The organism is Clostridium oryzae (genome assembly GCF_002029235.1).
Lineage (GTDB): Bacteria > Bacillota > Clostridia > Clostridiales > Clostridiaceae > Clostridium_AE > Clostridium_AE oryzae.
The window spans coordinates 1-10,178 of the sequence record NZ_MZGV01000102.1; the positions used below are offsets into that span (position 1 = coordinate 1).

The 10,178-nt window shown below is 31.9% G+C and carries 7 protein-coding genes; all 7 read right to left on the reverse strand.

Features of this window, described 5'->3' with window-relative positions:
- Nucleotides 1–39 precede the first annotated feature (39 nt).
- The 7 genes from CLORY_RS21590 to CLORY_RS21620 all read right to left on the reverse strand — a co-directional run bounded on the left by CLORY_RS21590 (nt 40) and on the right by CLORY_RS21620 (nt 9,903).
- Nucleotides 40–630 carry a PD-(D/E)XK nuclease family protein gene (locus CLORY_RS21590; protein WP_079428440.1) on the reverse strand — a complete coding sequence of 197 codons (591 nt, stop codon included), beginning with the start codon at nt 628–630 and terminating at the stop codon, nt 40–42.
- Nucleotides 631–740: 110 nt separating this feature from the next.
- Nucleotides 741–1,124 carry a DUF2750 domain-containing protein gene (locus CLORY_RS21595; RefSeq protein WP_079428442.1) on the reverse strand — a complete coding sequence of 128 codons (384 nt, stop codon included), beginning with the start codon at nt 1,122–1,124 and terminating at the stop codon, nt 741–743.
- Between the two features lie 1,251 nt (nt 1,125–2,375).
- A complete protein-coding gene (locus tag CLORY_RS21600; RefSeq protein WP_079428444.1) occupies nt 2,376–3,770 on the reverse strand; it encodes a family 16 glycosylhydrolase in 1,395 nt (464 codons plus the stop codon).
- 11 nt (nt 3,771–3,781) lie between these two features.
- Entirely contained in the window at nt 3,782–4,996 is a 1,215-nt protein-coding gene (locus CLORY_RS21605) for a DHHW family protein (RefSeq protein WP_169911714.1), read from the reverse strand.
- Between the two features lie 16 nt (nt 4,997–5,012).
- A complete protein-coding gene (locus tag CLORY_RS21610; protein WP_079428449.1) occupies nt 5,013–6,440 on the reverse strand; it encodes an MBOAT family O-acyltransferase in 1,428 nt (475 codons plus the stop codon).
- 11 nt (nt 6,441–6,451) lie between these two features.
- A complete protein-coding gene (locus CLORY_RS21615) occupies nt 6,452–7,513 on the reverse strand; it encodes a hypothetical protein (protein ID WP_079428451.1) in 1,062 nt (353 codons plus the stop codon).
- On the reverse strand, nt 7,510–9,903 hold the full coding sequence (locus tag CLORY_RS21620; protein WP_079428453.1) for a glycosyltransferase: 2,394 nt from the start codon (nt 9,901–9,903) through the stop codon (nt 7,510–7,512). The genes CLORY_RS21615 and CLORY_RS21620 overlap by 4 nt, the downstream gene beginning before the upstream one ends.
- Nucleotides 9,904–10,178: the final 275 nt, after the last annotated feature.

Genomic DNA, 10,178 nt, shown 5'->3' on the forward strand with positions numbered 1-10,178 from the left:
GATATGTTCATATTTACACAGCCTTACTTTTCACATTATTTAATTTATTAAAACTTCTTCTTTAATTAAATTTCTTAACTCTTCTTCCTTAACCTCAATACTCCTGAGATATCTATAATAATCAATAAAAATATCATTTTCTATCTTATCAATATATTTTTTCATAAGCTTTATCATTTTATCCGTCTTGAAAACTCTATAGCCCTCTTTTTCAATACTATTAATTTCATTTTCATACATAAATCCTGGATTATAATAAACTCCTAAAGGAGCTAGCACTTTCTCATTATGCTTATTTTCCGATAATACAAAATTATAATATCTTTTTAACTGATTACAATGTTCTTGTGTATACGTTTTACTTTCAATTATAATTGGTAATATGCTATTATCTTCAAAGGTTAGCTGCAACAAAATATCTATGCTGTTATATTGTTTTTTCAGCTTTATCCCCACTAGTTTATTTATGTCTATAAAAGCACACCTATGCAAGTCTAAAATGGCTTTTATAAAATCATAAGAAAACCTATTAAGATATTTATCTTCAGTATTTGCCCATTCAAACATCCAGCATATAACCGCATCCTGTGATAATTCACTAGTTGCATATTTAAATATATTGGGTTTCATTTATAATCTCCTTCCAGAATGGTTCAATATATTAATTCTTTTCTGGTATATGTATATGTGGAAGCTTGAATTAAAAGAAGTGATAAACTCGTATATATTTCAATAAAGATTTAAAATTCACTACTTAAATATTTCTCTAGCTCTTCTTTGAATTTATCTGCCTCAACAGCAATACCTCCTCCTGCTGTATCTGCAAGCACAAGAACGCTGCAGCCATCTCTTTTCATACCTGAAAGCCAATATTCTAGAAATTCATATAGATCTATACCTTCAATCTGTGTATCTTTCCATTGATTTTCTTGACAGTATTTTGCAAATCCATATCCCGGCCAGATAGGCATTGAGGGATTTCCGTTTTCATCCTTAACTGTTATCCATTTTTCCTTTGCTTTCAATCCACATATTATTTCTGACTCTGCTGCTATATTAAAAAAAGCTTTATATTTCCTATCATCAGTTAAACAAAATACTTCTTCAATCTCACTATATCCCATCTTTTTCTCCTTTTCTTCTCCTGCTGCCTTATCCTATAAACTAATTATACTATATTTTTTAGTTTTATTTTCTATCTATTGCTCTGCTTATATTCCCGTGTCTGCTATCCTAAAACTCAACCTCATATACCCTACAAATCTGTACTCTTTTAATAAACAGTAAATACTTTATCAATGGTCATATTGTTGGGAAAGGCTAAGCACGTTAGCTGCATAGTTTGCCCTATGAAAGAGCTTAATAGAAAAGAGTTACAGCTAAATTGTAACTCTTAATGTCAATTGTTGGTTTTAGGCTTAAGTATCAGCACATATTACTATTGTTATTAATACTTTAATATATAAACAACTGCCCTTATATACGCTGTAAGGCTTGTATTAATAGCTGTCTTTCGACCAGTTGACCTTCCTACCTAATTTATTAAACGGTCAGATACACCCGTTTGAGGTTCATATACCATAATAGCAAAAACAGCATATGTCCCCATAGATTTTATGGCAGCGGCTCTATGTAACCTACTATAATTTTTTATAGTTGCTATAGTGCTTGTACAACTAACCCATTTTAGGCAATAGGAAACTAAGCCTTCGCTCAATCTTCTTTTTTTACATGTATTACTAGAATTTCAATGCATTATGTACATAGAACAAAGGTTTCGTTATGTGTTATTCAGTTATATTTATCCGAAAACCATGAAACCAATAAATCTATATACCGATATAAAATTATTTGACATATGTTTCTATGCTGATAAAGATAAAAAAGATTACATCCTACGTAGGCTAATTCCATTCATTAAGTAATTACACCACATCTTTGAGGCAAATTTTCTAATGGCTCATAACTCGGCTGCGCCTCAAACAATTCGCCATCTTAACGGAAATTTCCCTCAAAGACATAGGTAATTACTAAACTCACTTCAAATGCCTACTTCTGATGTAATCTTTTTTATGCCCTAACTCTTAATATTCACAAAATGCTTTTATTATATTGCTTTTGTTGCCTTCTTATCTTAATTCGCTAACTTCAAAATATATTACCGTTTCTTTTTAACTTCTTCGCAAGCATTCTGTAGCATTTTTTTTATTTAATTCCCACCTTCACTTTTCTCTTTACTCTTTATTTGCAATTGGTAAAACACATAATTTCCTTAAGACTAAAAAATGCTGTCCTAAATTGGACAGCATCATAATTTTTATATTTTTTAATTGTGTACTCGGCAGAGAGCACACCAAACTAATACAGCCTCTTTACTACTCTTCTTTTAGTTGTTTAATTGATACATTACGTAAATACAGAGAGCATTCCTTTTCAACTGCACCCAAAATAAATTTCAATGCCAATTCAGATTCTTTGTCCACTTTAAACCTAAAATTATATTTCTTCCAATTAAGACCTGTAAGAAATTGCTGATTGAGTTTAGACTTATATTGCGAATCTTCCAGAGAAATAGCAAATAGCTGACCATCCTGTGATGATTTTGCTCTAAAACTTAATTCATAATTGACATCCGGTTTTAAATCTAAACTATTTCGGATAAACATTGAATTCCAAGATTGATTGCTTGGCTTTGCTTTGAGCTTACAGCCATTCTTACCATCAGATTTCAACTCTGAAACTTCCGTATTATAAGCTTTCCATCCGTTTTTTCCTTCATCAAAGAACCCATTTTTCAATATGCTAGTACCCTTTTGTGATGATGCGCTGCTTTTCTTCTCAGTCTCATTAGAGTTATTCACTTTTTCACTATTTAAATTCAATTTTTGATAAACCCTTACGTAGTCAACCTGCATTTTCGCCGGCAGCTTCGCATTATCAGGCGCTGCTCCATTATCAAAATTACCTCCAACAGCTAAATTCAGCAGCAAATAGAAGGGACGGTTAAACGGAGCTGGATAACTGCTGTCGATAGCTTTATCTTCTGATTTTGTATACCATTTGTTTTCACTATAGTATTTTCTCCCATCAACATACCAATCTATTCTGTTTGAATTCCATTCAATCGAATAGGTATGATAATCTGTGATATCTCTGCCACTTGGAAAATTGTACACCTTAAAACTTTGCGTATTATTTGTATTGATATTACCATAATGAATCGCACCTTGAATCTGCTCTAAAAGCCTTCCCCTAGCTTCCATAATATCTATTTCACCTGAAAGCGGCCATGTCCCATAGGTGTTTTCCACGGGTAACATCCAAAATGCCGGCCACAAACCTGAACCTGCAGGCATTTTTATTCTAGCTTCTATTTTTCCATAGGTAGTAGAAAATAGAACATCACCCTTCACATTCTTAGTTCGTATTCTCCCCGAGGTGTATGTTTGGGTTCCAGCTTGTTCATTTTTCGCAGCTATAGTCAAAACTCCATCAGCTACCGATACATTACGCTTTGTATAATATTCAAGTTCGTTGTTTCCCCAGCCATTACTGCCGTTGCCTATATCATAATCCCATTTTTTCAAGTCAAGTTTATCTTCATCAAATTCATCATTCCAGATCAACTTCCACTCATTATTCTTGTTTACCTGTCCGCTATTATTTCTTCCTGTATCCTTTTCGATAATGGGATAGAATTTAAAAATTCCAACTATAAGTACAATTACAAATATAAAGGCAGTTATAAATATATATTTTTTTGCTTTCATGTTACACTCTCCTACTTTGGAAGATACCAGTACAAATTCTGCATAAGTGTACCACAGTATCCAGAAAAGATAACTAAATCATAATTATTTTGTTTTATAAATTTATTCACATCTCCATCAAATTGAATGGGATATAAAACATCAACTTCACTGAAGGCTGTTGCTAAAAATGAAGCTAGAGCTGAAGAGTAAGAATCTCTTATTAGTAGAATCCTAGGTCCTTTCCTGTTGAGATTATTTGTAATCTTACCATATGGGTATAAAACACCATCCAAATAACAGGAATACATGTCTCGTGTAAATACATCACTAATATTAAGTATTGACTTATTAATTAACGTATCTTCAAAACTTCCTTCATATTTTTTCATATTGCCAGCCTGAAATCTTTCAAATTTAAAAGAAGTATTAAATTTAGGCAGAGCTAATTCGAAATCATCTAATCCACTATAAATTGTACCTATTTTTCTGCCATAAGACCCTAAAAACGAATTTTTATATTCTATTTTCTGATAGTTGTTCCAGTCTCTATAATAACCGTCAGCATCTATATTGTAGTTATATAATTTATTTATGTTATCAACAAGTTCTCTGAAAGCAATAAAAGAAGCTCTAGTTGTCCAGTGGTGATCAGTTTTATAATATAATTGTTCTTTTGAAAGTCCAGACTTTATTAATTCAGGCCGCAAGTCTATATGATTAACATTATATTTATCCAGATACGCATAATACTTATCAATATCTTTGCTGGAATTTGTGTATGGAATGCCAGTATACCCATTTATTTTACCATCATATGCCTTATCGGGAGGAGTCATAACTAGTACTTCCGTTCCATATGCTTTCAGCTGATCTCTAAATCTACTTATTCCACTGGCTAACCTATCGGCGTATTTATCCGTAATTCCGGAAAAGAAATAAGAATCATGTATAAAACCATCTTTATCAACTGCAAAATCAAAATTATTGATTTCATGTTTTCCAAGTAAAAGCTGCAAAGTCCCATAACTTTCAATAAATGTGTATTTACTCCTTATTGAATCATTTATAGTACTGTCCAATCTCTTAACAAAATCATTAGTCTGTTTTATATTTGTGACTTTAGCATTTAATATATCTTCTTTAATTTTAGGAAAAGAATTAATAAAATTTGAAAAAGAAAATATGAACACTAGGCTTATAAAAATAATGCAGGTTATCTTTTTCTTCAAAAACAGATTGTTCACATTAATTCTCCCCTTTCTAGAAATTAAAATATATAAATGGATTATAGCTTCCCTTGACTAAGTAAGTAACACATATTATAAACATCATTATGAGTATAAGTGGATAACTGAAATTTAAAATATATTCAGCACCTCCTAATTTTTTATCCACAAGCAGCCTGTTACAGCGCTTTGCAATGGGCGTAGAAAATACGACTGCCAGTATAAAAAATACACCGTATTCCTTTAAAAACATAAATGTATATTCGCCGTTTAAGCTATTGCTGCCTAATCCAAACATACTTCCTAGAAACTTTAATGCTTCATGCATATTATCAGCCCTGAATAATACCCATCCAAAATTAATTAACAGCAGCGTATAAATATGTCTTATAGCATTATACCTGCTTGAATTTGGAACATTGAAAATTCTTTCAAAAAGCATAACAGCAAAGTTTAATATTCCCCATAAAATAAATGTCCAATTCGCACCATGCCATACACCTGTAAAAAACCACACTATAAACATGTTTCTCACCATTATATCTTTGTTTTCTACCCTTGAACCGCCCAGTGGAAAATAGATATAATCTTTAAACCAGGTTGTAAGCGATATATGCCATCTCCGCCAGAACTCAGAAATCGACTTTGATATATATGGATAGTTGAAATTTTCATCAAACTCAAAACCAAACATTAAACCTAAACCAATAGCCATATCTGAATAGGCTGAAAAGTCGAAGAATATCTGAAGCGTATAACTAATAGAACCAAGCCATGCCAGCGAAACAGAAATAGAAGAAACACTATTAAGACTGTAAACACGATCTGCTACGTTAGCCATCATATTGGCTATTATTATCTTTTTACTTAAGCCGGTAATAAACCTGCAGCATCCTACAGAAAACTTATCCATAGTGCACTTTCTGTTCATTATCTGCTTTTCTACTGAGGTATATCTCACTATAGGTCCAGCCACTAATTGCGGGAATAGTGCAATGTATAGGCCTAGATTAATGAAGTTCTTCTGCACTTTTGCTGTTCCCCTGTAAACAACTATTACGTAGGAAAGGGCATGAAATGTAAAAAATGATATGCCAAGCGGAAGAACAATTTTAGATATTACTATATTTTGATTGAAAAGAAAATTGATATTATTAACAACAAAATTCAGATATTTGTATATAAAAAGAAGTCCTAAATTTACTACACATGCTGAAACAAGTATATATTTCGCTATGACCTTTTTTTTCTTATATCTATCAATCAACAAACCGAACATATAATTGCATACTATGCAAGATAGCAGAATTACAAGATAATCAACTTCACCCCAGGCATAAAAAATCAAACTTGATATAAACAAAAATACATTTTGAAGCCTCTTTGAAAAACCAAGTGCAAAATATCCGATCAGTACAACCGGTAAAAAATAAAATATGAATACAATGCTGGAAAATAACATATATGTCCCCCTTATCTGCCCTTTCTATACCGTACTCTCCCTCTGCAATAAAATATAAAAAATGCGCTGCTCAATGCTGCAATACTTGCCCTGATTATATTAACAAGTTTTCTATCATGTAAAACTTTATATACTGAGGTTTCAGCATTATATTTATTTTGCGGTGGCAGCTGGTGTGCTTTATCCGCTGTCTTTGTCCATGATTGCAGTAAATTAACATTATATTCAATAGTTATTCCATCCTCTGAGACTGCTTTCAGCCTAAGCATCTGCTGTTTCGCCTCTTTATTCACAGACAGCATACCATCTTCTGTAACGTTAACTCCTTTAATATTGTTATCTGCAAATCTAAAACCAGTATTTCCTGATATTTTATACGGCACTCTAATCTCGCCATATGTGGGAATATATACATTTCTATCACCGGTTATATTTGTTTTAAATTTTGCTATATATTTTTCGCTTTCACTTTTTGTGACAAAGCTCATATTACTTACTGCTACATCACCATAAGTTTTTCCTTTACTTACAAAACTTAATCCAACCGTTGTTATCTTCTTAAGGTCAATTCCACTATATTGTAAGCTTTGTGAATCAAACGGAATGAACAGTCTATTGATCTTTTTATTATCTATATTGACAAAAGAATTAACTGCTTGGTTTAAAATCGATTCATCATTATTTCTTCTTAAAAACTTATAATCTGTTTTGTATAAAAGTTTTTTTTCATCTTTGTCTGTCGCCGCAAACTGCAGCGACAGGTTTCTATTAATATTACTGCTAACAGTTACCCATATTCCATCATAATTCCTTAAATCTTTAAGACCCAATATGCTGTATATTCCAAAGGAATGGTAACTATTATCCTTCCCATTAGCTTTGATATTAAACCTTATCTGCTTTCCATCTATAAACTCCCGCTCAGCCTTCACTCCGCTGTCGCTCCAAACCTTAGTATTACTAGATGTAATCTGATCAGCTGCATAAACGTCTATACATAAACTGCATAAAATGATATAAATCAGAAAACAAATTTTAAGATTAAAATTTTTCATATTATGTCCTCTGATCATACATTTTCTCCTTTACGCTGCATAATTGATTCTCTGATAGCCTCGTCTTTAATATAATCTATGTCTGTAAATTCGTCCTTTGAGGCGTCCTTTTTCATGGACATACTGTACTCTTCACGTTCTTTCTGCTTTATAGAGTAATCATCTATCCATAGCGAGAGCATTTGCATAAATCTTTCATTTTCAACTAGTTGCTTTGTATTTAGAACTTTATATAATTGTTTCTGACTGCCCTTTTGGAGTCTCACTGCTGCATCTTCAACAAGCTCACAGCGAATATATAAATTCTGTTCTTTATCAATAATAATATTTAAATTACGAAATTTATCCAAGCTGTTTTCAATTAGTACGAAGTCATAGTTAAAATTAACGATTTTTATTTTAAATTCTTCAAGTGTCTCCAATTCTATATCCAGCTGAATTCTTGGCAGTCTGCGTGAGGACAACTGTATATCATTTTTCATTCTGCTATACAGATTGCTTACAATGTCTTCGTAAAAACTGCTGCCATCACTTACTTTAGTTGGCAGCATTGGAACTCTATCATAGAGAATACTAAATAACTGAAGCTGCTCTTTAACTGAGTTATCGGTAAATTGAAATGCATAGTGCCATTGTTCCTTGAACTGTGACACATGTACAACTTTACTTTTCAATCTGCACCTATATCTTCCATCTTCACTGCTTACCTGAATTATTAATTCTTGATCTTCTGGTATATATACAGGATAAGTTAACTTTATTGATAAACCTCCTTCTGATATATCGGAAGACACTGCAGAAAATTTTCTTTTATCATAATAAATAGTTAATGGCAATTGCGCATTAATTCTTTCAGTCTGTCTCTTTACCTTTCGTCCTAAAACAAAAAATACAGCCATTGCCAGATTATATAAATTGATAAATAACCACATCAAAATAATGCTGTATGCTCCAGTTTCATATTTAATCGTATAATATAAACAATTCCATATGGACAATACTGATAATACACTTAATACTAGATGTGGAATTATCATTTTTATTTCATCAAAGTTGCTTAAATTTTCTCTTACTTTTTTCGTAACACTAAATTTCTTTTTTTCATAGCCCAAACTCTCTAAAATAACACTAGGCATCAAATTCGGAAATAAGATAGTATCATAGATATTACTTAACCTGGAGGTTCTGATTTTACCTGACAAACTTGATAATGTCTTATTATAAAGCAAAACCTGGGGGAGCCAGAAAACCAGCATCTGCAAAAGAGTTGCCTTAATAACAACAACATTAAATAATGAAAAAAGGATTGGAGCCATAATAAATATAAATCTTCTTATGGGTGTGTACCAATAAAGCACAGACATCAGATAGCTAAACTTCTGATCCATATTCAATCCTTTCATTCTGAATATCTTGAGCTTTCTAAAGGTCTGAATACACCCTCTAGCCCATCGTTCCCTTTGCTTAAAAAGACTTTTTATATCTGTAGGTGCTAGACCATTAGCATGTACTGAAGAAATTGCATAGCATCTGTAGCCTTCGTTTTCTATCGACAAGCCAGTTGCTAAATCCTCTGTAATGACTTTTGTATAAAATCCTCCTATTTTATCAAGCGCTTCTCTTGCTAGTATTGTGTTGGATCCAGCATATATTGCAGAATTACTCTTATTTCGAATTAACTGTACATATCTAAAAAAGAAATCCTGTTCATTAGGCACCCTTTTTTCAGAGTAAAGATTATACTGAAACAGATCCAAATTATAGAAACTTTGCGGACATTGAATGAACCCAATCTTTAAATTGTCATCTCTTTTTTCACGTTTTACCCATTTTCCATTTCGGTCCTTTTCCATATCAGGCAAAAAGAAGTAAGGGACTATTTCAGTTAAAAAATCATGCATAGGTATCATATCTGCATCAAAAGTTGCTATAAATGGTGAATTGGTATTTTTAAGTGCATTATTAAAATTTCCAGCTTTAGCATCGACATGCTCTTCCCGTGTAATATATCCAATATGCATTTCATCAGCCAGCTGCTTGACTTCCACTCTATTAGTATCATCACAAATATAAATATGAATCTTAGTTTTGTCAGGATAATCCATATTATTGCATCCGTTAATTGTCTTCCTTAGAAGATCAGTTCCTTCATTGTAGGTTGCTATTAATACATCTACATGGGGAAACATTTCGTCTGGAATAATAGGCTTCTCAGGCTCTATAAGGCTTCCCCTTCCTCTAAACAGATTTAAAGCTTCCAAGTATCCTATCAACTCAGCTAAAAGTAATAAAATGCCACACACTATTGCAAAAATATTTTCATCAAAAGGTAATGTAAAAAAAGCTCTCCACATTATATACACTATTGATGCTATAAACGTAAATAAATATAAAGCCTTTTGTTTCATTTTGCCTCCCAAGTAAAAAGTTAATATTGCATAATAGCTTCTATATAAAATAAGATACTGCACTTGTTTAAATAGATTAAACTGCTGTTTGATTATGTTTCTATTTTCTGTAAGATTGCCGTGATATGTCTTGCACTAGAACAGATATTTCGACTATTTTATACTTAATGTAACATCTAATTATATAAAAATCAACTCAATATGTATTATAAATTATTCTATGGGGAAAATTATATTTAATAATTTAAATATAAAAATTTTATGTGAGGTAATAT

Excerpts from the sequence above, each read along its gene's own strand:
- CLORY_RS21590 (WP_079428440.1), bottom strand. The coding sequence starts at position 630 with ATGAAACCCAATATATTTAAATATGCAACTAGTGAATTATCACAGGAT.
- CLORY_RS21595 (WP_079428442.1), bottom strand. The coding sequence starts at position 1,124 with ATGGGATATAGTGAGATTGAAGAAGTATTTTGTTTAACTGATGATAGG.
- CLORY_RS21600 (WP_079428444.1), bottom strand. The coding sequence starts at position 3,770 with ATGAAAGCAAAAAAATATATATTTATAACTGCCTTTATATTTGTAATT.
- CLORY_RS21610 (WP_079428449.1), bottom strand. The coding sequence starts at position 6,440 with ATGTTATTTTCCAGCATTGTATTCATATTTTATTTTTTACCGGTTGTA.
- CLORY_RS21615 (WP_079428451.1), bottom strand. The coding sequence starts at position 7,513 with ATGATCAGAGGACATAATATGAAAAATTTTAATCTTAAAATTTGTTTT.
- CLORY_RS21620 (WP_079428453.1), bottom strand. The coding sequence starts at position 9,903 with ATGAAACAAAAGGCTTTATATTTATTTACGTTTATAGCATCAATAGTG.